Below are 22,707 nucleotides of genomic sequence, written 5' to 3'. Positions count from 1 at the left end.
TAACTATTGCTTTGACCGGGAAAACTTATCCTTTAGACTGATGTCTGATTCCAAATATTCGGATAAAAGCGGAGTTTAGAAATGGTTGAGCTTAACTGGCATGACTATCTCGTTATGGTTTCTTTTGTGGCATCTATTGCGGGTCTAGTCCTGCTGGGTGATAATCGTGACTCGCAGCCAACGGACGCTCGCACTTTGAGCGAAGAAATCCTAATCAAGATGAGCTTTACTTACTGGATAGTGTACTGCATCTCTTTTTTCGGGCTGAAACTTCACCTACCAGAAGATAGCTGGTTATTGCTCAGTTTGAAGCTGACTACGGTTCTTTCTTACTTGTTGACTGCTTCTAGCATACTCAGCCTGCCGCTGCAACGCATGGCTGTCCGACAAGTTGAAGATTGAAGGGGAAAGGGGAAGAAAATTCGCGCCTGCGGGTAGCCTGCGGTTGGAAACCGCGCCTACACAAACAAAACCCACCTACGTGGGTTAAATACCCCCTTTATCTCTTAGTCCGCGTCGGCGGACTTAGTTTGTGTAGTAGCGATTTCAATCGCCGAGTCCAGAGGCGTCTAAACGTTAATCGGATTTAGTATGATTCACTTTTTCATGATGTGAGGGATGCAGACTAACGCGCCCAAAATGGCTAGGGTCGATCGCACTGATACTTGAAATTGCCACTCTGTTTCTGCTGTCCCTGGGCTGCGGCCATCTCATCGAGTATCCGTTGGCCAAGCCGGCGCATTAGGGCACAGCAGTATGCCAGAAACTCGGTTGCTTAGGATTTAAAGCCTTTAGAGCTTTTCTTTTTCTCCTGCGGTTTAGACTTTGACTTATTAACTTCGCCTAAAGCTTCCTGAAATAAGTTGTGCAGGTGCACGGGAACGCTGGCAATTTCCGGGAGTTCGGGTTCTAAGGGTTTTTTAAACTCTTGCAGCAGGGCATCTAAATCGCGATCGATCTGAAAGTCGGTGCGTCCCAATACAGTTTGCAAAATTTGTTCTAATTTCGCTGGATTAACTTTAGCTAACCGCTGCCAAATCCAGGCATTAATTCCAGGATCTTCTAGATAGTTACGCACCAGCTTTTCGTAACCGGGAACGGTTGAAAAGTCTTCGGCTGCTAGCAGTGCAGTAAATTGAGCGTAGGTAGACAAAAAGGTTTGTCCCCAGCGAGGATGAGAAAGTGCTGTCACCTGTTCGGCTTTCTTGAAGCGATCGGGCAATTCGACTTTCGGCATTACCATTTTTGAACTAGCATTGCTGTCGAGCATTACCTCAACTGCGTTAGCATCCGCACCTGCTGCGGCGATGGCTGCTGCTTTGACTTCTTCTCGATCGACTCCGGCATCTTCAACGATATCCGCCAGAGATTTACTTCCATCAACGCCGATATCAGCTAGGTGTTTTTTAGTGATAAATTCCTGAAATTCAGCCAACTGTTTATTTAAGTGATATCCCGATAGCGTTACTTCCTCACTGCCAAAAAATTCGGTAAAATCTTCGTGGTAGTGTTCTACCGACTGCCAAGCTTGCTCTAACAATTCCGGCGCATCGCTGTACAGGTTATTTTTCTGATTTTGCTTGAAATTGCCGATCGCCACCGCCAACTTCGGCTTGCCCAATTTCCCCATCAGGATGGGAGAGCTCGAAAGTATCCACCAGTCATCGGTAAGGGGAGAAATCCGAGCCCGCAAGATTTCTCCTAACTTAAAGCGAGACATTTCTGCAAGAAAATTAGGACTGTTGGGCTTGACAACGTAGTGCTTTGCCGTCAGCCAGTTCATCAGTTCAAACCTGTCGGGGAAAAGTTGAGTGATTTCAAATAAGCCAGCGAAGCTTCTGTGCTCCCAACTTTCCAGCAAGCTACGATCGCTCTCGGTTAAATCCGGCTGACTTTCGACAAATAGGTCGATCGGCGTTTTCTCTCCGACTTTACCTTCGATGGTAAAACTGTCAATCACTTGATTTTGCTGAGCAATATCGTAGCGCTCGCCGGTCGAGCGAGCAGCAGCATAAGCTTCCAAAGCTACCGCCAACTCTCCTTCAGCATCCAGCACAAAATCAATTAAATTTTGCTTGAGTGTCCAAGCTCTTTCCAACATTTCATCCACAAGTAATACCAATTTTGAATGAGAGGATTTAGATTAACAATTATCGGACTGGAAGCCACCGACGCTTTACGATCCGGCTGCGATTGAAGAAAGCGCATCGCGAACACTGACAAAAATATGCGATCGATGCCTCAGTCCTGAATTAGTTTAATTTTAAGGCTAATAGTCAAAAAAAAATGCCCATCTCCAACCGAAGCATCCCGATTTTGTAAAAAGCGTTTATTACGAGTGCGATCGTCCCGCACAGCAAAGCCTATACGTCTATAGCGAGTTCTCACAGCGAACAGCCCTGTGAAAGAAAAATCGTGCTGAAAAATGCGATTTCAACTTAACCTAAAAATACCCCTCTCCGATGTAGAGAGGGGCTGAAAATCCCCAAAAACTTCGCTAATCTCGCGTTTAAAACTGTGCAACCTATCAACAACAGTCCAAGACGCAGCAACCGGGTTTTTTTATCAAAACACTTCCCTGCATTCCGGTACCCGGCTAAAAATAACCGGAACGCTTGAGTTTGTGTGTCTCCCAGACAGAGAAATACTTGGCGTAAGCCCTTAGCGGCCGTCTTTGTCAATGTCACCAGGAACAGCGCGTTCCACCCGATCCCAAGCGTCGCGCGTGGCGTGCTTAGCTTTTTCCCAACTCACTTTAGACTTACCGCGATTTGTTTCGTAGTCGCGCTGCAAATCCGGTTCGATCTCGTGGTATTTCTTACCAGTAGCGCCATAGCGGCTGTATCCCTCATAACCAGTGCGGTATGCAGGCTGATAGTCTTCGTAAGTTGTGCTCGTGTCGGCGTAAGGACGGGAACTGTAGTTGCTTTGCCAGTAAGCATCTTCTACCGTGGGGTCGATCGCCTCGCCCACCTCTTTGCCCACCAAACCGCCGCTAAACGAACCCACAACAGCGCCCACAACAGCTCCTACAGGCCCGCCGATGGCACCGCCGATCGCAGCACCCGCAGCACCCGCACTCGCCGCACCAATACCCGTTGCGACTGGATGAGCTCCCTTTTCCCCGGAAATCGGGTCTAGGTTAGCATCAGGTTCATGTACCGTTTTTTTGTCATCGCTCATGATATTTTTTTCCTTTTATCTAAATGTAACTATTATTAAATTTACCTTTTAAATTCATATCTATTCATCTGCCTTGAGGATGAACCTGCTAGCTGAAAAACGAGGGAAATGAGAACATACTTCTCGACTCAAAAACGAGTTTTACACGCTACTCTCAAGCAATAAGGTGCGCCGAGGCGCACCCTAGATAATTATGTTCAACTGAGTTCTGAGATCGGCTCAATTGTGTACTCAGTGAAGTTGTGTATTTACCAGCAACTTGAGTTATATCTAAATCTCTTGATTAATTAGTTGCCCGTGACCTTTTCGATCAAATCTTCAGCTTTTTGAACTATGCCTTCTTGCGGGTGTTCTCCCTTGTACTCCTTTAAGCTTTCGTCGTAAGCTTTCTCTACCTTTGCAGGATTTTGAGAGGTTTTGACTATTTCTTCGTAAGCTGCTTGGGGATTGAGATCCTCGAAACTTTCTGCGGGGTCAGTAATTTTAGCTTCTGGCGGCGCCTGAGTTCTGTCTTGACCTGCGTAAGCAGCCTGACTGGGTACTACCGCTAGACTTAGCAGACCAATGAAAGCCAGCGTACATACCAGCAAAATGCTTTGGCTCAATGTTTGTCCGAGAGCTTTTAAAACCCGCTTCATATCAACTTCTCCTCGTATTTTTCCGCAAAAATTATGGTGTTTGTCGCCCCTTCACTGCGATCGCACATTTCAAAATTTAGCGATCGGGGCAACTTTTGTTGCAAGTGCTGCACCCAGATACAGCGAAAAGGGAGATTTACCGTGTTGTGAAATATATTAAACGCCTGCTCGTTAACTTTACTTCTACCAAAAGATAGATTAGTTCTCACCGCTTCTCAATAGAAAATTCCTCACATCACGTACCATGCTCACTAACAGGCTAGGAGTGCGCGTTCCACAACAAATAAACTTTCTTGGATAACAGACCCCAAAGCCTGTTTATGAAAGGCTGATTGAGATTGCTACCCCATTTCAGTTATTCGCAACTGGAGAAACATCCTAACGGATTTAAAGCCAAAAGTTACAAACCTTCTTGATTAATATCGAGGTTGCGACTCTGCATCGCTTGTTCAAATAGTTCGGTAGAAAGAGCTTGCTCTACCGACCAAACGCCAGGTTTTTCCAGCTTTCCTTCTAACATTAATTGAGCTATGCTGCCAGTACCGATGCCCGTAGCGACGGCAGCACTGGGGTGTATCGCTGTCGAGCAAACTTTAGCGGGTTGACCGTTTTTGAGACCGGTCACTTGCGATCGCACTGCCACACCAACCCCACTAAAACTATTAGTAACACTGGTCATCCCATAACTGACGTAGGAGAGAAATTCAATCACGGAGTTATTTTTGAGCCAGCTAGCGGGCCAATACTTGGCAACAAACCAGGTAAGGTGATTGTAAAGGTCGGGAGACGTGCCGAATTTAGTCACAACTGATTTGACCGGGAAAGTTTCGGGCAAAGTGATTGCTTCCGGCATATCAAACCAGTACACCCCTGTTTTGCCGTAGGGCGCGGGAAATTCAATTGTTTCGCGCTTGCTGTAGGGTTTTACTTGCTGCCAATTGCCGTCTTCCCAAACCTCAAAAGGGGTTTGCAAGCCTAAAAAAGTAGTTCTCATGACGGTAACGCCAGCGCCGCCAGAACCTCCGACTACATAACTCAAATGGATGTGTTCTGCTTCATCTAATTGTTCCACATCTCGGCGCACCATGCTATTAGACACACCGGGGAAAATCCCCGTATTAATAATAGCCGTAATCCCAGCATTTTTAGCAGTTTCGCGCAATTCTAAAGCTCTGCGAGTAAAACTGCGGCTGTCGCTGACATCAGTATAATTAACACCTGCTTCTATGCAAGTTTTTAATACACTAGCGTCTCGGTAGTGAAAAGGCCCGGCACAGTGAACGACGAGATTAGAGGATGAAACCGCTTGGTGCAGGGCTGCACTGTCTGCTAAATCTAAAGCTTGATACTGCACCCTATCCGGTGGCAATTCCGGCGTAATAGAGCCTTCAGGGTTGCGTCCGGTAATAGTAATTTCTGCATCGGTATGGGTAACAAGGTCTTGGGCAACGCTGCTGCCAATTCGTCCCCGCCCGCCGACAATCAAAACTCGGTTTGCCATGGCTCAAAAAAGGGTAACGCCAGGTTTAAGTGTCTCAAGTTTGGGTAGTTCTTTTCATCCGCATAAAGTATGAATTTATGAGAATGCCAGAGGCTGGGGGATCGGCAGCGATGCCCCGATCCGCAGATGGGGAGCGACTTCTACCAGCGACTTGCCTGTTCTGCTTTCATTAGAGTTTTGGCTGCGACGCTAAATTAAAAAATGCCTTCACCGTTAACTTGTTCTTCTAATATTGAAAATTTTATCGATGGAATACGCTCTGTGATGCAAAAATATTTTAACAGGTTTGATGGAACGGGAACCGCCGCCACCGATCGCGAAAGATGCACAAGATTTAGAAAAGGTATTGAGGGCGAGCGCAAATCGTTTTCCCTCCACAGGAAATCTAACCATAAAAAGTTCTCGCACTCGCACGCTGATAAATCAATACAAACAAACGCAGATGTGATTCATCTGCGTTTATTTGCGTTCATCTGCAGTTGCTAAAAATCTTACTTCTCATTACTCCGAAATACCGACTTACCCTTCGCTTTCAGAGTATTAGCCGCATCTGCGAAAGTCTGGGCGAAAGGCTGCTGCGAGTGCATGAAAACGCGAGCGGTATTGCGTCCCGGCATCCCGGAAATCGAGCCACCCGGATGCGTTCCCGCCCCCGTGAGGAACAAACCGTCGATCGGTGTTTTGTAATTAGCCAACTCCGGTAAAGGACGGAAAAATATCATCTGATCTAGCGTCATATCAACGTGATAATAATTTCCCTTCAACGCGCCCAAACGCTCTCCCAACTCCGCCGGACTTTCCACGTGGCGGCCGATAATTGCATTTTTGATATTGGGTGCGTATTCTGCTAATTTATCGATGCAGCGATCGGCAACTTTGTTTTTCAGCTCATCCGTCCAACCCGTACCGTGCTGGCCGGTTCCTTCAGCATTTTCGATCATGTAAGGAGCAAAAAATTCAATCCAAGCCGTATGATGTCCGGGGGGAGCCATTGAGGGGTCTAGTACCGTCGGAAACACCACATACATCGATGGGTCAGAGTCGGGGATTCTGCCGATTGAAGGGTCGCTGTGAGAAATTTCAACGTGTCTCACCGAGTCGGCAATTAAAACCGACCCGATTAAATATTCGTCCCGATGATTCCAGCGCTCGAATCTAGGCGCTTCATTGAGAGCTAAGTCTATTTTGAGAATAGTCTCGTTGTTGTTAACAATTTTGCGCTCCAATCTTTCCCGCAAATCCGGGTCGGCACTGTCAACATCGCTCGAGTCCATTAAGTGCAGAAACAAGCGCTTAGCATCAATATTAGAAATGACACCTTTTGTAGCGCGGTATTCCGTGCCGCCGGCAACTCGAACTCCCACAGCGCGACCATCATCAACTAATATTTTCTCTACGTGCTGGTCGGTAAGTACCACACCCGAGTATTTTTTCACTACATTAAGCAGCGCTTGCACTAATGCACCCGTCCCTCCGCGCGGTCTTGCCATGCCGGGATTGTGCCTCATTGCCAGCATAATTGCGCCTACAGCCAGGGTTTTTTGCGAAGGAGGGGCGCCGAGTTCTGAGGCGAATCTTGCGAGGGGTGCTTTGATAAATTCCTCGTCAAACCACTCGTTTACAATGTCTTCAGCGCTGGTGAGCATCGTGCGAATAAAGTCCAGCGTTTTGTCGGGGGAACCGATGACTGACAATAAATCTTTGATCTTTGCAATATCGTAGTTGCCCAGAATATCTATGATGGATTTTGGTGGCGCATTAAACATCGGAACCATTGCACCTAAAGCCCGCTGCCAAAAGTCTGTATATTCTGCATATTTTTTAGCATCGCGCTCGTTGTAGCGGGCAATTTCAGCACAAGTTTTTTCTACAGATTTGTGCGCTAAGAAATATTTGCCGTCGGGATGCGGACAAAAAGCAACTGGATCGCAGAAAAGATATTCTAAACCGTGTTTTTCCAGTTCTAATTCTTCTACAACTGGCCCTAAATGGATAAATTCGTGGTCGATCGCGCACATATTGAATTTAAAGTCCGGCAATTCGGGAATCGCAGCTTCAGTAGTTGCCGCGCCCCCAGGAACCGAACGTTTTTCTAACAACAGGACCGTATATCCCGCTTTGAGGAGATAAGAGGCACAGACGAGTCCGTTGTGACCTGCGCCTATGATAATGACATCATACGTTTGCATAGATGAAGTTCTAGGGATAGGATATTTTGCTTAATTTTACAAATGTTAACAACTTAGCCGTCTCTACCAATAGTAATAGATTCATTGTCAGTAAGCCTTTTTAGCATCTTACAAAAGATGGAGCTTTGACAAAATGCTGTTGTGCGATCGCCTTATTTCTTCTTAATTTTACCGAGCGCTCACCCTTCTCAAATCGCGGGAATATTGTACTCTATTTAGCCACATTTATCTGCATTCAATTAAAAAGTTAACGAAACAAGTAACAAGGAAGAAGGAACAGGAAAGGGGGCATAGGAAATAGGGAATAGAAACAGTTTTGAGAGGTTTTTTTCCTGGCAACACGGCGAGGGGAACGAGTTAAGCCCTAGGAAAATTAGTTACTCCACACTCAAAACTGCTAGCCAATTACCAATTAGTACATTGAGACATTTTACTTTAGTTGCTGAAGCGCCGCCTCAGCTTTTGTTGCACCATCATTGTTGCCTTGCTGGCGGTAAGTGTCGAGGGCTTTTTGAAAAGCTTCAATTGCTTCGGATTTGCGATCGCGCGCTTTGAGTGCCGTACCCATATTGTAATAAGCTTCTGCCCGGTTTGGATCGAGCGCAATCACTCGCCTAAAAGTGGCAATCGCTCCTAAAAAATCTTGTTTTTTCAGTTGAATTTCCCCGATTCCTGCGTGTGCTTCCACTAAATTGGGTCGCACCGCAATAGCCCGCTGATAAGCTACAAGCGCTCCGTCGAAGTCGTTTTGAGCCTGGAGAAGTTCGCCAATTTCTAGCTGCACTTCTGGATTCCGGGGCTCCAATTTGGCAGCTTCTTCAAAAGCTGCTAGCCCTTCGGAAGTATAGCCGGCACGCAGCAAAGCAGTACCTAATTTTAACTGGACACCGGCTTGTTTGGGAGCGAGTTCGGCTGCTTGTTGGAGTACGGTGACAGCACTGGCAAAATTTCCCTGCTGGATCAATACTAAACCCATTGAAGAATAAGCTTGCCAATTTTTCGGATCGAGGGCGATCGCCTCTTGGTATGCTTTAAAAGAACCGCTGTAATCTTTTTGCTGAAAGAGTACCACTCCGAGACCGATCCGAGCATTGACATTTTTGCGATCGAGCGCAGCGGCGCGGCGGTAAGCTGTGGCTGCTGCGGGATAGTTTTGCAAATTCGCCATAGCATATCCTAATGCGTATTGGAAGTCAGCATTGTTGGGTTCCAGACCGATCGCTTGTTGGTAAAATTCTACTGAGGCTTGATAATTGCCCTGACGCGCTTCTAAATAGCCAATACCCGAAAAAATGCGGGGGTTTTCCGTATCTAAACGCGCTGCTTCCTGATAAATGGCGATCGCCTTACTGTAGTCTCCTAAATCTACCAACTCGCGCCCTTGTCGCAGCAGAGCATCTAAATTTGAATCATTTTGAGGGTTGACTTGAACGACTGTTTCTGCTGAGAGGGCTATCTGCGGCGCTGCGACAGCGAATCCTGCTACTAGCAACGTACTGAATACCAAGAGACTTTGTTTGTACACGGCCATTTGTTTCAAAGATTGTGTGGAATGGAAGAGCGAGTGGCTGTCACCTTGTTAAGCTGACAGCTTAGGGTTTACCAGGAATGTTTGAGCGACGAGATGTAGTACATCTACAGAACAAGACCCACTCAAAATTTTCGCGATTGAGGCCAACTGATGATTGTAACAACAACTGATATCATCCAAGGAGCAGAAATTCAATCTTACCTGGGAATTGTAACTGCTGAGGTTGTCTACGGCACCAATGCCCTGCGAGACTTCTTCGCGGGCATTCGCGACATCATCGGCGGGCGCACCGGCAGTTACGAGGAAGTGTTTCTCAAAGGACAGCGAGATGCCCTCGCGGAACTGGAAAAACGAGCCCAGCGCCTCGGCGCCAATGCCGTAATCGGGGTGGAAGTTGACACCGGCACGATTAATGTAGACTCTAGCGGGGCTTTGCTGCTGATTACTGCCGTTGGAACGGCTGTAAGATTGCGTTAAGCTGTATTTTCTGTATACGTCCGCATTTCCTGTATACGTCCCCGAACTTTTCTAACGGGATAAAAAAGTTATCAGTCATCAGTCATCAGTCATTAGCTAATAGCGGCTGGCGCGCGGGCTGATGACTTTTTCGTTTATTTCTTCAGACATAGAGACTGGTTATTTCCCCAGGCAGATATAGTTTTTATCAATCTCAGCCACAATCAATGCTTAGGTGAAAGATTGTTAAAAATTAAAGCAACTCTAAGAGGAAAAAAAAACCTATGTCATACGTAAATAGACCTGTAGATAACGTTGGTACCGAACCCGTGGTCGTAAATTCAGTGATGGAATACCACGATCGAGTACGTTGGGGTCCGATTTTTTCAGGTTTGGTAATTGCGATCGGCACACAACTGGTGTTAAGTGCATTGGGCGCGGCGATCGGCTTGAGCAACATTGCTAATTCAGGAGCTCCGCGCAGTATTTCAGGGGACGTGGGTGCCGGCGTCGGAATTTGGTCAATTATCAGTTTGTTAATTAGCTTGGCAGTTGGCGGTTGGGTAACTGCTCGCGCTTGCGGCCCAATGAATCGCAACACAGCGCTTTTGAACGGAGCAATTTTGTGGGCAACTACCTTAACAATTGGCTCTTGGCTGTTAGCAAATGGCGTAGCCGGTACTTTTGGCGTCATAGCTGCAAATGCGGGAGAAGCAATTAATCAAGCGCAACAGGGCGGGGTCGATTTGCCGAACCGAGCACCTAACGTATCTGCTCAGGATACTCGCAATATTGCTGGTAATGCCGCGAAAGCTGGTTGGTCGTTTTTGTTCGGCTCACTATTGGGTTTAGTTGCTTCGATGGTAGGAGCATCTGCCGGCGCCCGCACTCCCAGGAATTACTCATAAAAGTTTCGTCAGATACGGAAATTTCATATTCATGAAAGCACTTTTTTTAAGGTGCTTTTTTGTTGGTTTAATTCGTGAACTATTTTTTTTATCGTTCCCAGGCAGAGCCTGGGAACGAGGAGAATGAACGAGAAAAACAAGAGAGAGGTGCTTATAGCCCACCCTATAAATTAAGCGCTGAAGTATTTGGCGGCTGCGTGATAGGTGATAATTGCGGTTGTTGATTGTTCTGGATAAAGTTGTTCGCTTTCATCCATGTAGAGGTTGATGCGATCGCACTTTAACAATTCCAGTTGCTTGTACTGATCCGCCATGTTCGGACAAGCGGGATAGCCGAAACTGTACCGCGAACCGCGATATCTTTGGGCCAGCATATCGCGAATGTTGTCCGGTTCTTCGCTACCAAAGCCCAATTCGCGCCGAATTCGCGCGTGAGTCCACTCTGCGATTGCTTCCGCTGTCTGTACCGCTAACCCGTGAAAGTAGAGATAGTCGGTATATTGATGGTTAGCAAATAACTGTTGCGCGTACTCTGTAGCAATTTCTCCCACTGTCGCTACTTGCATCGGAAATACATCGATTTTACCAGATTCTTTGGGCGCGAAGAAGTCGGCAATGCACAGTCGGCGCCCCGATTTTTGCCGGGGAAATGTGAATGTTGCAGCGGGTGTCGATACATCTTGCCCGCCATCCATGATTTCTGGCTGATACACATACAAAGAATTGCCTTCAGCTTGACAGGGAAAATACCCGTAAATTGCTTGTGGCTGCAGTAAATTTTCGGTGATAATTTTGTGTTTCCATTCCTCCAATTTCGGATAAACTGTCTCAGCTAAGAAAGCGTCGTATTCTTCCCGCGATTGGTCTTTTGGCTTGCGGAACTGCCACTGACCGGCAACTAAGGCTTGCAAATCTAAGTGCCAGAAAATCTCCTCAAAGGGGATGTCTTCTCCCTGCAACAGTTTCGTTCCCCAGAAAGGAGGAGTCGGGCGATCGATATCTGCTGCAACTGCCTCGGATCGCCTGGTATCTATTACCACAGGAGTGTCTGCTTTCTTCGCATCTTCTACAGAAGTTTCTGGCGCAGCTTTAGCTTCTTTAACCGCCCCATTCTCCGGCCCTATTTCATCTAAAAATCCTTGCAAATCTTCCCATTTACCAGCAGATTTTGCTGGCATGAGTTTGTCCATAAAATGCAAGTCAGAAAACGCATCTTTGCCGTAAACAACTTTACCTTTGTATGTATTTTGGCAGTCTTCATGTACAAATTTGGGAGTCAAAGCCGCGCCGCCCAAAATTACCGGAACCGTGATTCCTTTCTGGTTGAACACTTCCAGATTCTCTTTCATGAACGCGGTAGATTTTACCAGCAAGCCACTCATCGCTATACAGTCGGCTTTGTGCTTTTCGTAAGCTTCGATGATATTGTCAACGGGCTGTTTAATACCCAAGTTAATCACTCGGTAGCCGTTGTTTGATAGGATAATATCAACCAAGTTTTTGCCGATATCGTGAACGTCACCTTTAACAGTAGCGATGATGAATGTGCCTTTGGCATTGTCCCCAGATTCGGACTTTTCCATGTGCGGTTCTAAATAGGCAACTGCCGCTTTCATGGTTTCTGCTGACTGCAATACAAATGGCAGTTGCATTTGTCCCGAACCGAACAATTCTCCGACTACTTTCATCCCGTCTAGCAAGAAAGTATTGATAATGTGGAGGGGCGGATAGGTTTCTAATGCTTTGGCGAGTTGGATGTCGAGTCCAATGCGTTCGCCGTCGATGATGTGCTGCTTGAGGCGTTCTTCTACCGGAAGGCTTGCGTCTTCTGTACGATCGCGCTTTGTAGTTTTGCCCGCAAACACCGTTGTCAGCTCGCCCAAGGGGTCGTAAACGCAAATTTCCCCGTCAAACTCCCGTTCGTCGTAAATCAGTTTACGGCAGATTTCTTGGTGTTTGGGGTCGATTTTGGCGAGGGGCAAAATCTTATTAGCGCTGACAATTGCCGAGTCCATCCCCGCTTGCATCGCTTCGTGCAAAAACATGGAATTCAAAACTTGCCGCGCCGCCGGATTCAAGCCGAAGGAAATGTTAGAAACTCCTAAAATTACGTGACATCCTGGCAATTCTTCGCGAATGCGGCGGATCGATTCGATGGTAGCTTTGCCGTTTTTTCTGTCTTCTTCAATCCCGGTAGAAATTGGCAATGCTAGGGTGTCAAAAAAGATTTCCTCGGCGGGAATTCCGTAGGCGACGGCGGCGTTATAGGCGCGTTGGGCGATCGCAAATTTTTTGTCTGCGGTTCTCGCCATCCCGTCTTCGTCAATCGTCCCGATAACTATGCCCGCGCCGTATTTTTTCGCCAACTCTAAAACTTGATAAAAACGCGGTTCTCCGTCTTCGTAGTTAGTGGAATTCAGCAAACATTTGCCGCCCGCAACTTTTAAGCCGGCTTCCATCTTTTCCCATTCGGTGGAATCCAGCATTAAAGGGAGAGTGGCATTAGTCACCACGCGGGAAACTAACTCTTTCATGTCTCGCACGCCGTCGCGGCCGACATAATCAACGTTAACATCGAGAATGTGCGCGCCTTCTCGCACTTGTTCCCTAGCCATTGCTACCAAACCGTCCCAGTCTTCAGCGTTTAGCAAATCGCGGCATTTTTTGGAACCGCTGGCGTTGAGTCTTTCACCGACAATTAAGAAGGAATTTTCTTGTTCGTAGGGTTGGGCGGTGTAAATTGAGGCGGCGGATGGTTCCCAAGTAATTTCGCGGATTTTGGGTTTAAGAGTTTTGCCAATTTCTGCTAGTTCGCGGATGTGATCGTAGCGGGTTCCGCAGCAGCCGCCGATGACTTGCACGCCTAAGTCTTCGACAAAGCGCATCAAGGCCATTTTTAATTCTATTGGCGTGAGTTTGTAGTGCGCGTGGCCGCCGATGTTTTCGGGTAAACCGGCGTTGGGAACGCAGGAAACGACGAAGGGGGAATGTTCGGAAAGGTATTTGACGTGTTCGGCCATGCGATCGGGCCCGGTGGCGCAGTTTAATCCTAAGATATCTATGGGATACGGCTGCAAAATGGCTAGGGCGGCGCTGATGTCGGAACCGACTAACATTGTGCCGGTGGCTTCCATTGTGACTGATACCATTAACGGAATTCGCGCGCCTTTTTTCTTAAATACTTCTTCAATCGCATTTAATGCTGATTTAATTTGCAGCACATCTTGACAAGTTTCGACAATAAATAAGTCAACGCCGCCATCATAAAGTCCTTCTGCTTGTTCGGCAAAAGCGGCGGTGAGAGTGTCAAAATCAATGTGTCCTAATGTTGGCAATTTGGTGCCTGGCCCGATCGATCCTGCGACAAATCTCGGTTTTTCTGGCGTGGAAAATTCGGCGGCGATACCCTTGGCAAGTTCGGCGGCAGTTTTGTTGAGATAATATGCTTTGTCTGCCAAATCGTACTCGGCGAGAACGATGGAAGCGCCGCCAAAGGTGTCTGTTTCGATGACATCGGCCCCTGCTTCGAGGAATCCCCGGTGCACGTTGGCGACGGCTTCCGGTTTTGTGTGGACGAGATATTCGTTGCAGCCTTCGTATTCTTTGCCGCCAAAGTCTTCTGCGGTGAGGTTTTGGACTTGCAGGTTGGTTCCCATTGCGCCGTCGAAGACGATGACGGGGCGTGAGGGGTGGTGGAGGCGATCGAGGAATCTGCTATTCATAAGCGGTAAAAAAAGGCAGGTGCTATATATTTACAATTTTATCTATTGTGCAATATTGTCAACAATTGTGTGAATGTTGGGGAATGACTAATGACTGAAGGATTTAATACTGCTGACAATAGTTCGATCGTACCTATAATTTTACCGATCGCCCTGGATTATTGTCAAAATTCTGTGGTGGGCGAGGCTGCGGGGGAAAAACGGGCTAGTTGTGAGGGATTTTTTCGCTTAACTGTTGAGGAATTTGGCTAAAATGCGATCGCCACAATTAAACGAGTCATATAGCAATCCTTGCAGGAGTCGTAAATTTTTACCCCACTCCAACCCTCCCCGAACCGCCTGGGATTCCCTCAGAAATTCACAAATGATGCGAGGATTGCTATAGAACTAAAGCATTAAGATTTCTTTCTCATCCTTTTGTTGGGAGTTCTTTTAGGCTGTCGCTTAATTTCACTTTCCACTCCGGTAAATTCTACTTCTTCTCTATTTTCTATATCTACACTTTTAACATCGCTTTCGGTTATTTTTTCCTTTTCATCAATTCCCTCATAATCCGGTAGATTTTCTATTAACTGCACGTCCAAACCATAATTTTGAATCGGAAATTGTGCGATTTCTTGACTAATTTCAACTTCTCCCATCCCCAGATCAATTTCCGCCGCCACTAAATCTTCCTCAGTAGCAGGAAAGTTATCAATTTCTTGACTAATTTTATTTTGTATTATTTCTTTCTCTACTAGCTGCATAGATAACTGCTGGTTTTCCCTTGACAATTCATCAACCTTAGTCCCAAGCATTCTAATCTGTTCGTTGAGAACGCGAATTTCTCGGTTTTGCTGCTGAATCATTTCTTCGGCATCAGCAAGAGTTCGATTTCTCTCTAATATCACCTCATTTTTAGTTTCTAATTCCAAAGCGCTCATAGCCGCTTTAATTACATTATAAAAATGCGGCTTAGATACATCAACTTGTTTAGCATTATGGCGACTTTTTCCCAAAAGTCCGATCTTTTGTCCTTGCTTAACAGCCAAAACAAAACCTTGATGATTTTTTATTTTTAATTCTTTGACAAAATCAACTTGAACTAAACTGCAAATATATTTGTGACAGTCAAAATAAAATTCTGCTTTCATCAAAAAGCACCCCTTCCTGCTACAGTCCCGCAGAATTATAGCATGAACAAGGTTAAAACTCGATCTAAATCTTTAAATGTAGGATTTGTTGTGCGTACTTTATCATATATAGTCTGGCAAAGGAGGTTTCTCATAACTCTTCAACGTATGCAATGTCAAGAGTTGCTGCTAAAATTAATCAAAAATCGACAACCTAGCGCTCCTTCCCTTCACAATCTCAATTATAACCGTTTGAGACATACTACTATTCATTATAGAAAATGTCTTGGCTATTGCCATAAATCATACTTTATGGTATACATAAATGTATGATTAGCTATTGTCGGGAAATAAATCATAACTACATATTATGGAAACCCAAAAAATATTAATAGCAACTAAAACATATCCATCGATTAGTAGAAAATACCGAGAAACAGTATGCACAGCGGGAGTTATATTGGATGAGGAAGAAAAACCACTTAAGTGGGTTCGTATTTATCCTATTCGCTTTCGACAATTAGATTTCGATCGGCGTTATCCAAGATGGTCTATTATAAGTGCTAAAATCGAAAGATATGATAAAGATTATAGATTGGAGAGTTTTCGGATAGATGATGAATCAATAGAAGTTGTGAAAAAAATTGACACGAGTAATAACTGGAGTGAACGAAAAAAACTTGTTTTACCACTACAGTTCAGCTCTATTCGGGAGATACAAAATCAAGATAAGTCTCTTGGTATTATAAAGCCACGAACTATTAAAAAGTATTTCTGTAAAAAAACCACACGTGAGTGGAGTCCCAAGCAGCAAGCAGTTATCGATCAGTTAGATTTGTTTGCTCCAACCATAGAACTTGAAAAAATTCCATATCAGTTTGGGTATAATTTTATTGATGAAGACGGCCACGAACATCGTTACACTATTAGTGATTGGGAAATTCAAGAACTTTATAGGAAATGTAGAGATAAATCTCAGAGTTTAACCCCACTTGCCAAAGAGCATGATGCCCTCGAAAAAGTAAGGCAAAAACTAGAGGTTGAATTTTTAGGCAATAAGGATTTATACTTTATAGTAGGAAACTTAAAAAACCATAAAAAAACTTTTATGATAATTGGCTTATTTTATCCGCCCATAGTTTCTCATACTCAGCTTACCTTGTTCTAATTCTAAAATTACGATGGATCAACTTATTTGCACCAAAAATCAATCTTCTCAATCCCCCGAAATTTCTCTTAGCATGACGAGTGAAGAGGAAGTTGAAGATTTGTGTAAGAGATGTAATGAATCGGAACTACCTGAAAATGAATACATTTTTACCTTTGGTTATGGAAATCGCAAAAACTACGACTTATTTTTAGCATATCTGCAAAATCATGATATTAAATATGTCATTGATGTTAGGAAAAATCCTCGCGCTTGGACTCGCAGATGGTATGGGGATAAAATTAAAGAATTTTGCTTTTCACAAAACATTGAATACATTTCCAAAATCGATTTAGGAAATACATCTGGCACCCAAAAATGGGTACCGCCCAATCAAAAAAAAGCCAAAGCTGCTTTGGGTGAAGTTGCAGAAATCACTCAGCAAGGCACAGTTCTATTGTTATGTGCTGAAATGAATCCCGATAAATGTCACCGGGTAGATGTTGCTGAGAAATTAGCCAAATTAGTTTCACTACCAATTAAGCACTTGCTGTGACAATAAATAATTGCACTGATATTTATCTGGTAAGAGACATAACGCTTAAACACCAGAAGACTTATCGGGTTTTTTCAGCAACTTTTGAATTACAAGTTGCACAGCCAGCAGCATCAAACCCAAAGATGCAAAAGCAAAAACACCCGCGCCCAAAGCCACAATCCCCATGACTAAAGTTCGCACAGCCGCGCCAATATTAATCGCAGTCACATTGTCAGAATGAATGGGCGAATTTGCAAAAGTTTGGACGATCGACAAAGTTAGCGCGTACAAAGCCGCCGCAAACCCGCCCGCGATCAGCGAACCAATCACGCACCGCAAAATCGTCGGCTGCGTGGAAGATGCAGAGGTTGCATCTCCAGCCGAACTCAGAGGTTTAGAAGTAGAATTTGGATTAGTTAAATCAGTCATGGCGATTTTAGATTTTAGATTTTAGATTTTAGATTTCTGGTTAATTTACCAAAACTAAAATCGGTGTTGCATGACATATTATCAGTTCTTCGATCTCAATAGACTCTGCGAAAAGTTAGATTCATCTTGACCCTCGGCTGTTAGACAGGTTTAACGGCCGATCGCGATCGCACCCTCTTGAAGTTACACCCTCGAAATCGGCGGTTTCGTCTCGTTTCCCTCCGAAAAAATCTGAATTCCAGTATTGCTAAACTGCGCTACCCAAAAATCCAAATCGGGAGAAGCGATCGCACTTTTAACCCGTTCCATAACTTGCTGAGCCTGCTCTGAAGACTCCGCCAGCGCAAACACCGTCGGCCCGGAACCCGACATCATCGTGCCCAAAACCCCCGCCGACTCAAAAGCCTGCCGCAACTGCAACACCTGCGGGTACACGGGCAAAGCAACTTTTTCTAAATCGTTGTGCAGCAATTGACCAATTTTCGATCGATCTTTTTGGGCGATCGCCCCCACCATCGGGCCCGAATGCAGCCGTTCCCGGCGGCACGCCAAATCTTCCGCTGCACAATAGGAACTACTGAACTGCTGGCGATAAGTTTGATACGCCCAGGCAGTAGAAATACTGAGATTGCGGTACTTCGCCAAAACCACATAAAAGCCCGCCAAATCAGGCAGAGGCGACAGTTTATCTCCGCGACCAGTTGCCAAAGCCGTACCTCCCCCAATGCAAAAAGGCACATCCGAACCCAAAGTTCCCCCCAATTCTTGCAACTCCGACTGAGTAAGTCCCAATTGCCACAGCAAATCCATCCCGACTAAAACCGCAGCCGCATTGGCCGAACCGCCGGCAAGCCCCGCCGCCACTGGAATCTGCTTGTGAATGGCAATCTCGACTCCGCCGTATTTCGCCAAAGCATCGGGGAATTGCTTCGCCAACAAATCCGCCGCCCGGTAAGCGAGGTTATTCTTATCAGGAGGGACTTGCGGGTGATCGCAGCGCACTCGAATCGTGTCCGTACCGATCGCGCGCAAGTCAATTCGATCGGCTAAATCTATACTTTGAAGTACCATCGCCAGTTCGTGATATCCGTCGGGGCGATCGCCTATGATTTCCAAATACAGATTGATTTTGGCTGAAGCTAGCAGAGAATATGAACGCATAGGTGATTAAGCCGCAGGTGAAATAAACCCCTGGTTGAAATTAATTGACACCAGTCCCCGTCCATTTTCTCACAACTCAAAGGAAATATTATGCAGGAAATGTGGAAAACTTTTTTTAGTTCCGGGTCATTTATTCCTCACGGTCACTGCTATCTCTGGCATACCCCGTTAGTCTGGCTTCACGTTGCCTCAGATTCGATCATTGCACTGGCGTATTTTTCCATCCCGATTACATTGGTTTATTTTATTTCCAAACGCGAAGATTTGCCCTTTAATTGGATCTTTGCCCTGTTTGGAGCCTTTATCGTCGCCTGTGGCCTCACTCACATATTTGAACTCTGGACACTTTGGCATCCTACCTATTGGCTTTCAGGAACAATGAAAGCAATTACTGCCTTTATTTCATTTGCTACAGCCATACTTTTGGTAGACTTAATGCCTCAAGCCCTAGCACTTCCCAGTCCCGCACAGTTAGAATCCGCCAACCGACTTTTAGAAGCTGAAATTGTCGAGCGCCAATTAGCGGAAGCGGCACTAAAAAAAGCTAAAGAAGAATTAGAAATTCGAGTTGAGGAACGCACCGCAGAGTTAAAGTCTCAAACTCAACAGTTAGAATTGGCAAACCGCCTCCTCGCATCGGAAATTGTCGAGCGCCAATTAGCAGAAGCTGCACTACAAAAAGCTAAAGAAGAATTAGAAATTCGAGTTGAGGAACGCACCGCAGAGTTAAAGTCTCAAACTCAACAGCTCGAACAAGCCTTGTCTGAATTGAAGCAGGCTCAATCAAAGCTAATTCACAGCGAAAAAATGTCATCTTTGGGGCAATTGGTCGCTGGGGTGGCTCATGAAATCAACAATCCGATTAACTTTATTTACGCGAATGTTACTCACGCTCGCGAGTATGCCGATAGTTTGCTAGATTTGGTGAATATCTATCAAGAGCAGTATCCGAATCCCCTACCCACACTTAAAGAAAAACTGCAGTCTGTAGATTTAGATTTTATTATCTATGACCTACCAAAAATATTAATTTCTATGAAAAACGGGGCCGAGCGCATTCTCGGTATTGTCAAGTCGCTGCGAATTTTTTCGCGCCATGACGAAGCAGAAATGAAATTAGCCGACGTTCACGAAGGAATTGACAGCACACTGATGATTTTGCAAAGCAGATTGAATGCTAAGCCCGGCTTGGGGAAAATTCAAATTATCAAAGAATATGGTAATTTACCCCAAATAGAGTGCTATCCGGGACAGCTAAATCAAGTGTTTATGAATATCCTGGCTAATGCTATTGATGCTTTAGAAGAGGACAGCCACAGCCAGTCGATTGCAGCCAATGAAACAAATCCCCGCCTGATCAAAATTTCTACCAAACTTTCAGACAGTGAAGTGGTAGAAATCCGAATTAGCAACAACGGGCCAGAAATCCCAGAATCGGTGAGGAACCAGTTATTTAATCCATTTTTTACCACTAAACCAGTAGGTAAAGGCACGGGATTGGGTTTATCGATTGGCTATCAAATTATCACAGTAAGACATAAAGGCGAATTGCACTGTATTTCTGCACCGGGGAAAGGTGCAGAATTTATTATTAAAATTCCGAGTCGCCTGCAATAAACCTTTAAGAATCCCCACACAACCTAAATTTAACTGTTAGTAGTCAGACCGAAAACTCCTTATAAAAAAAATACCCAGATATCCGAATTATTTAAGAATTCTGGTATCTAATACAATCCTGAACTTCAAACCTCGCACATAATATTATTACTCAAATTTACCCATTGCTCCACGCTTAAATCTTCGGCGCGAGATTGAGGATTTATCTGTAACTCTTCTAGCACTTGAACAAGTTTATCTAAGTCCACAGCCCCTTTCAAATTATTTCGCAGCATCTTGCGCTTGCTACCAAATCCCAACTTAACTAAATTCTCCAAATAGCGCGGATTAATCGCCGCAGTTTCTATCTGTCTGGGAAGCAGCCGCACCACGGCGGAATCGACTTTTGGCGGCGGAAAAAAGTCTTTAGACGGCACATCGCAAATTAACTCGCATTCTGCTAAATACTGCACCCGCACTGACAGCGCGCCAAAAGCTGTCGAACCCGGTTTAGCGTAAAGCCTTTGGGCCACTTCTTTCTGCACTAAGAGCACGATCGCATCGAAGGGTTTAGCAGCAGGAACAGATATCGTTCCCAGCAGTTTTTGCAGAATCGGGCCAGTAATATTATAAGGAATATTGGCAACAACTTTATTCGGATTTTGGAATTTGGGAAATGCCGTTAGTTCAGCCTCTAAGTCCATTTCCAGGATGTCGCCTTGTAGCAGTAAAAAATTGTCGGTTTTGCCGAGTTGTTTGGCTAGCTTGAGACACAAATCTCGATCGATCTCCACAGCAACAACAGACTCAGCCGCAGGCAGCAAACGCCGAGTCAAAATCCCCGTACCCGGCCCAATTTCCAGGACGCGATCGCGATCCAAAGAAGCTGCTTTCACAATCTTATCTAAGGCTTTCTCGCTTTTGAGCCAATGTTGAGCAAACTGTTTTCGGGGTCGGGTCGATCGCATTTTTTGAATTTTTGGAGAAATCTTAGCCTGTCATTCTATCACAGCTCAATATCTTTTCCTAACCTAGGGTCATGTTTATTTTTGTTAACAGGGGTTGAATTAACCAAAAAACATTGGCACTATAAAAAAATAAACGATAAAAAATAAATTAATTTATTCCCAATTACCAATTCCCCACAAATGAAATTCCAACGAGTATTTGGTACATTACCCAAAACCACAGCCAGCGCCCCCGGCAGAGTAAACCTGCTGGGCGAACACACAGACTACAACGATGGATTTGTACTTCCAACTGCGATTCCCCAGCGCACAACAGTACAAATCGGCTTCAGCAGCGACGATCGACACCATTTTTATTCAGCAGAATATGACGAACTCATAAATTATTCAGACGACGATACCATACCGCAAAAATTCGTCAGTTATATCTGTGGCTGCCTGAGACTTGTAGAAAAAGAAGGATACAAAATACCGCCAATAAATCTCTACATTACCTCGACTGTGCCGATCGGAGCCGGTTTGTCCAGCAGCGCAGCTTTAGAAATAGCCACCCTCAGAGGAGTGCGCGCGCTGCTGAACCTCCCCATAGACGACGTGCGGCTAGCTCAAATCGGACAGCAAGTCGAAATCCGGTATGCCGGCTTGAACTGCGGCATCATGGATCAAATGGCGTCGAGTTTAGCAGACACCAACACCATGCTATTGATCGACACCCGCAGCCTCGAATGCCGCCCGATACCTTTTCCCGCAGGCACAGAAATTTTAATAATTGACAGCGGCGAAAGCCACCAACTAGCCGCAGGAAGTGGCTACAACCAGCGACGCGCCGAGTGTGAGGAATCCGCGCGGATATTGGGAGTTAAAGCTCTTAGGGATATCGCCGATCCCCAAGCTGTCGAAGTATTGCCGGAACCCCTCAGAAGACGAGCGCGCCACGTCGTTACCGAAAACAACCGCGTGCTCGAAGCGCTAAAATCCGTGCCTGCAGAGCGTTTTGGCGAGTTAATGAATGCTTCCCATGCCAGTCAGCGCGACGACTACGAAGTTTCGGTGCCGGCAGTAGATGCGCTGGCGGCCATCTTGCAGTCAATCCCCGGAGTCTTCGGCGCAAGGCTGACGGGCGGAGGTTTTGGCGGTGCTTGCGTAGCGCTGGTGGAGAGTGGGAAAGCGGGTGCGATCGCATCCGAGGCGATCGATCGCTACCAGCGCACGGGTTATACCGGCCGCGTTTTGGTTCCCGAAGTTAAAGTTACTTCTTAACTCCTAAACTATCTCCCGACAAAGAAGGCCATCGCACAGTCACGATTACCGAATCCTCCTCGGCAGACCAATAATGAGGCACTCCCGGCAGCCACAGAGCATAATCTCCTTCGCGAGACAGCAAGATTTCTTGTTCTGGAAATTGCAGGCGAAACCGCCCTTTTACGAGGATAGAAAGCGTCGTGGCTGCCGCATTTACCGCCCACTGAGTCCTACAATCTCCGGCGGGGTGAGCGCCCCATTTTACCTCTAAAACAGAAGTCGATCGCGGGTCATCTTCAGGCGTCATAAAGTGACCCGCAAACCAACCGCCCCGACTTGCACCTTCAGCGCCCGCATTTCCGAAAATCACTTGAGATGACATCAGC

At 45.7% G+C, this 22,707-nt stretch carries 22 protein-coding genes; 9 read left to right on the top strand and 13 right to left on the bottom strand.

Annotation, left to right across the window (positions count from 1 at the left end):
• Window positions 1-81 precede the first annotated feature (81 nt).
• Window positions 82-402: a hypothetical protein gene (locus QUB06_RS11790; RefSeq protein ID WP_333435418.1), complete on the top strand. Its 321-nt coding sequence runs from the start codon at window positions 82-84 to the stop codon at window positions 400-402.
• 373 nt (window positions 403-775) lie between these two features.
• Here QUB06_RS11790 and QUB06_RS11785 read toward each other — a convergent pair whose 3' ends face one another.
• The 5 genes from QUB06_RS11785 to QUB06_RS11765 all read right to left on the bottom strand — a co-directional run bounded on the left by QUB06_RS11785 (window position 776) and on the right by QUB06_RS11765 (window position 5,322).
• Window positions 776-2,110, bottom strand: a complete 1,335-nt coding sequence (locus QUB06_RS11785) for a hypothetical protein (RefSeq protein WP_333435417.1) — start codon at window positions 2,108-2,110, stop codon at window positions 776-778.
• A 551-nt stretch (window positions 2,111-2,661) separates the two neighbouring features.
• Window positions 2,662-3,183 carry a glycine zipper domain-containing protein gene (locus QUB06_RS11780; RefSeq protein WP_333435416.1) on the bottom strand — a complete coding sequence of 174 codons (522 nt, stop codon included), beginning with the start codon at window positions 3,181-3,183 and terminating at the stop codon, window positions 2,662-2,664.
• A 287-nt stretch (window positions 3,184-3,470) separates the two neighbouring features.
• The gene (locus QUB06_RS11775; RefSeq protein ID WP_333103107.1) at window positions 3,471-3,821 is read right to left on the bottom strand and encodes a hypothetical protein; all 351 of its coding nucleotides are present in this window, start codon (window positions 3,819-3,821) and stop codon (window positions 3,471-3,473) included.
• Complete coding sequence (locus QUB06_RS11770; RefSeq protein ID WP_333435415.1) at window positions 3,818-4,030, bottom strand: hypothetical protein; 213 nt, start codon at window positions 4,028-4,030, stop codon at window positions 3,818-3,820. The genes QUB06_RS11775 and QUB06_RS11770 overlap by 4 nt, the downstream gene beginning before the upstream one ends.
• A gap of 191 nt (window positions 4,031-4,221) precedes the next feature.
• Window positions 4,222-5,322, bottom strand: coding sequence for a saccharopine dehydrogenase NADP-binding domain-containing protein (locus QUB06_RS11765; protein ID WP_333435414.1), 1,101 nt, complete (start codon window positions 5,320-5,322; stop codon window positions 4,222-4,224).
• Window positions 5,323-5,611: 289 nt separating this feature from the next.
• On the opposite strand from QUB06_RS11765, the gene QUB06_RS11760 reads away from it, so the two are divergent.
• Complete coding sequence (locus QUB06_RS11760; protein ID WP_333435413.1) at window positions 5,612-5,770, top strand: hypothetical protein; 159 nt, start codon at window positions 5,612-5,614, stop codon at window positions 5,768-5,770.
• A gap of 43 nt (window positions 5,771-5,813) precedes the next feature.
• On the opposite strand, the gene crtO is transcribed toward QUB06_RS11760, so the two are convergent.
• Window positions 5,814-7,511, bottom strand: coding sequence for a beta-carotene ketolase CrtO (gene crtO / locus QUB06_RS11755; protein ID WP_333435412.1), 1,698 nt, complete (start codon window positions 7,509-7,511; stop codon window positions 5,814-5,816).
• A 430-nt stretch (window positions 7,512-7,941) separates the two neighbouring features.
• Window positions 7,942-9,042 carry a tetratricopeptide repeat protein gene (locus tag QUB06_RS11750; protein ID WP_333435411.1) on the bottom strand — a complete coding sequence of 367 codons (1,101 nt, stop codon included), beginning with the start codon at window positions 9,040-9,042 and terminating at the stop codon, window positions 7,942-7,944.
• 150 nt (window positions 9,043-9,192) lie between these two features.
• On the opposite strand from QUB06_RS11750, the gene QUB06_RS11745 reads away from it, so the two are divergent.
• Together QUB06_RS11745 and QUB06_RS11740 are read left to right on the top strand one after the other, a co-directional pair.
• On the top strand, window positions 9,193-9,519 hold the full coding sequence (locus QUB06_RS11745; RefSeq protein WP_172184303.1) for a YbjQ family protein: 327 nt from the start codon (window positions 9,193-9,195) through the stop codon (window positions 9,517-9,519).
• Between the two features lie 263 nt (window positions 9,520-9,782).
• Complete coding sequence (locus QUB06_RS11740) at window positions 9,783-10,406, top strand: hypothetical protein (RefSeq protein WP_333281880.1); 624 nt, start codon at window positions 9,783-9,785, stop codon at window positions 10,404-10,406.
• Between the two features lie 170 nt (window positions 10,407-10,576).
• Here the strand turns inward: QUB06_RS11740 and metH are convergent, their stop codons facing one another.
• On the bottom strand, window positions 10,577-14,128 hold the full coding sequence (gene metH, locus QUB06_RS11735; RefSeq protein ID WP_333435410.1) for a methionine synthase: 3,552 nt from the start codon (window positions 14,126-14,128) through the stop codon (window positions 10,577-10,579).
• Between the two features lie 90 nt (window positions 14,129-14,218).
• Here metH and QUB06_RS11730 point away from each other — a divergent pair, with 90 nt between their 5' ends.
• On the top strand, window positions 14,219-14,380 hold the full coding sequence (locus QUB06_RS11730; protein ID WP_333435409.1) for a hypothetical protein: 162 nt from the start codon (window positions 14,219-14,221) through the stop codon (window positions 14,378-14,380).
• A gap of 143 nt (window positions 14,381-14,523) precedes the next feature.
• On the opposite strand, the gene QUB06_RS11725 is transcribed toward QUB06_RS11730, so the two are convergent.
• A complete protein-coding gene (locus QUB06_RS11725) occupies window positions 14,524-15,264 on the bottom strand; it encodes a hypothetical protein (RefSeq protein ID WP_333435408.1) in 741 nt (246 codons plus the stop codon).
• A gap of 346 nt (window positions 15,265-15,610) precedes the next feature.
• Here QUB06_RS11725 and QUB06_RS11720 point away from each other — a divergent pair, with 346 nt between their 5' ends.
• Window positions 15,611-16,408: a hypothetical protein gene (locus QUB06_RS11720; RefSeq protein WP_333435407.1), complete on the top strand. Its 798-nt coding sequence runs from the start codon at window positions 15,611-15,613 to the stop codon at window positions 16,406-16,408.
• A gap of 13 nt (window positions 16,409-16,421) precedes the next feature.
• Complete coding sequence (locus tag QUB06_RS11715) at window positions 16,422-16,943, top strand: DUF488 domain-containing protein (protein WP_333435406.1); 522 nt, start codon at window positions 16,422-16,424, stop codon at window positions 16,941-16,943.
• Window positions 16,944-16,988: 45 nt separating this feature from the next.
• Here the strand turns inward: QUB06_RS11715 and QUB06_RS11710 are convergent, their stop codons facing one another.
• Window positions 16,989-17,354 (bottom strand): DUF3082 domain-containing protein, encoded by a 366-nt coding sequence (locus QUB06_RS11710; protein ID WP_333435405.1) that lies wholly within the window; start codon window positions 17,352-17,354, stop codon window positions 16,989-16,991.
• 183 nt (window positions 17,355-17,537) lie between these two features.
• Entirely contained in the window at window positions 17,538-18,515 is a 978-nt protein-coding gene (gene ispE, locus QUB06_RS11705; protein ID WP_333435404.1) for a 4-(cytidine 5'-diphospho)-2-C-methyl-D-erythritol kinase, read from the bottom strand.
• Between the two features lie 90 nt (window positions 18,516-18,605).
• Between ispE and QUB06_RS11700 the strand changes: the two genes are divergently transcribed.
• Window positions 18,606-20,132, top strand: a complete 1,527-nt coding sequence (locus tag QUB06_RS11700; RefSeq protein ID WP_333435403.1) for an ATP-binding protein — start codon at window positions 18,606-18,608, stop codon at window positions 20,130-20,132.
• Between the two features lie 125 nt (window positions 20,133-20,257).
• Here QUB06_RS11700 and rsmA read toward each other — a convergent pair whose 3' ends face one another.
• Window positions 20,258-21,079, bottom strand: a complete 822-nt coding sequence (rsmA, locus tag QUB06_RS11695; protein ID WP_333435402.1) for a 16S rRNA (adenine(1518)-N(6)/adenine(1519)-N(6))-dimethyltransferase RsmA — start codon at window positions 21,077-21,079, stop codon at window positions 20,258-20,260.
• 180 nt (window positions 21,080-21,259) lie between these two features.
• On the opposite strand from rsmA, the gene galK reads away from it, so the two are divergent.
• Window positions 21,260-22,339, top strand: coding sequence for a galactokinase (gene galK, locus QUB06_RS11690; RefSeq protein ID WP_333435401.1), 1,080 nt, complete (start codon window positions 21,260-21,262; stop codon window positions 22,337-22,339).
• On the opposite strand, the gene QUB06_RS11685 is transcribed toward galK, so the two are convergent.
• Window positions 22,329-22,703, bottom strand: a complete 375-nt coding sequence (locus tag QUB06_RS11685) for a signal peptidase I (RefSeq protein WP_333435400.1) — start codon at window positions 22,701-22,703, stop codon at window positions 22,329-22,331. The two genes, galK and QUB06_RS11685, sit on opposite strands and share 11 nt — an antisense overlap.
• Window positions 22,704-22,707: the final 4 nt, after the last annotated feature.

The sequence above is a fragment of the Microcoleus sp. D2_18a_D3 genome, from assembly GCF_036702455.1.
Taxonomy (GTDB): domain Bacteria; phylum Cyanobacteriota; class Cyanobacteriia; order Cyanobacteriales; family Microcoleaceae; genus Microcoleus.
This window is presented reverse-complemented; position numbering and strand designations above follow the sequence as displayed.

Coding starts and splice junctions, on each gene's coding strand:
- QUB06_RS11700 (WP_333435403.1), top strand. CDS start 18,606: ATGCAGGAAATGTGGAAAACTTTTTTTAGTTCCGGGTCATTTATTCCT.
- metH (WP_333435410.1), bottom strand. CDS start 14,128: ATGAATAGCAGATTCCTCGATCGCCTCCACCACCCCTCACGCCCCGTC.
- ispE (WP_333435404.1), bottom strand. CDS start 18,515: ATGCGTTCATATTCTCTGCTAGCTTCAGCCAAAATCAATCTGTATTTG.
- QUB06_RS11740 (WP_333281880.1), top strand. CDS start 9,783: ATGTCATACGTAAATAGACCTGTAGATAACGTTGGTACCGAACCCGTG.
- crtO (WP_333435412.1), bottom strand. CDS start 7,511: ATGCAAACGTATGATGTCATTATCATAGGCGCAGGTCACAACGGACTC.
- QUB06_RS11780 (WP_333435416.1), bottom strand. CDS start 3,183: ATGAGCGATGACAAAAAAACGGTACATGAACCTGATGCTAACCTAGAC.
- QUB06_RS11775 (WP_333103107.1), bottom strand. CDS start 3,821: ATGAAGCGGGTTTTAAAAGCTCTCGGACAAACATTGAGCCAAAGCATT.
- QUB06_RS11750 (WP_333435411.1), bottom strand. CDS start 9,042: ATGGCCGTGTACAAACAAAGTCTCTTGGTATTCAGTACGTTGCTAGTA.
- QUB06_RS11720 (WP_333435407.1), top strand. CDS start 15,611: ATGGAAACCCAAAAAATATTAATAGCAACTAAAACATATCCATCGATT.
- galK (WP_333435401.1), top strand. CDS start 21,260: ATGAAATTCCAACGAGTATTTGGTACATTACCCAAAACCACAGCCAGC.
- QUB06_RS11685 (WP_333435400.1), bottom strand. CDS start 22,703: ATGTCATCTCAAGTGATTTTCGGAAATGCGGGCGCTGAAGGTGCAAGT.
- QUB06_RS11715 (WP_333435406.1), top strand. CDS start 16,422: ATGGATCAACTTATTTGCACCAAAAATCAATCTTCTCAATCCCCCGAA.
- QUB06_RS11790 (WP_333435418.1), top strand. CDS start 82: ATGGTTGAGCTTAACTGGCATGACTATCTCGTTATGGTTTCTTTTGTG.
- rsmA (WP_333435402.1), bottom strand. CDS start 21,079: ATGCGATCGACCCGACCCCGAAAACAGTTTGCTCAACATTGGCTCAAA.
- QUB06_RS11760 (WP_333435413.1), top strand. CDS start 5,612: ATGGAACGGGAACCGCCGCCACCGATCGCGAAAGATGCACAAGATTTA.
- QUB06_RS11730 (WP_333435409.1), top strand. CDS start 14,219: ATGACTGAAGGATTTAATACTGCTGACAATAGTTCGATCGTACCTATA.
- QUB06_RS11765 (WP_333435414.1), bottom strand. CDS start 5,322: ATGGCAAACCGAGTTTTGATTGTCGGCGGGCGGGGACGAATTGGCAGC.
- QUB06_RS11745 (WP_172184303.1), top strand. CDS start 9,193: ATGATTGTAACAACAACTGATATCATCCAAGGAGCAGAAATTCAATCT.
- QUB06_RS11710 (WP_333435405.1), bottom strand. CDS start 17,354: ATGACTGATTTAACTAATCCAAATTCTACTTCTAAACCTCTGAGTTCG.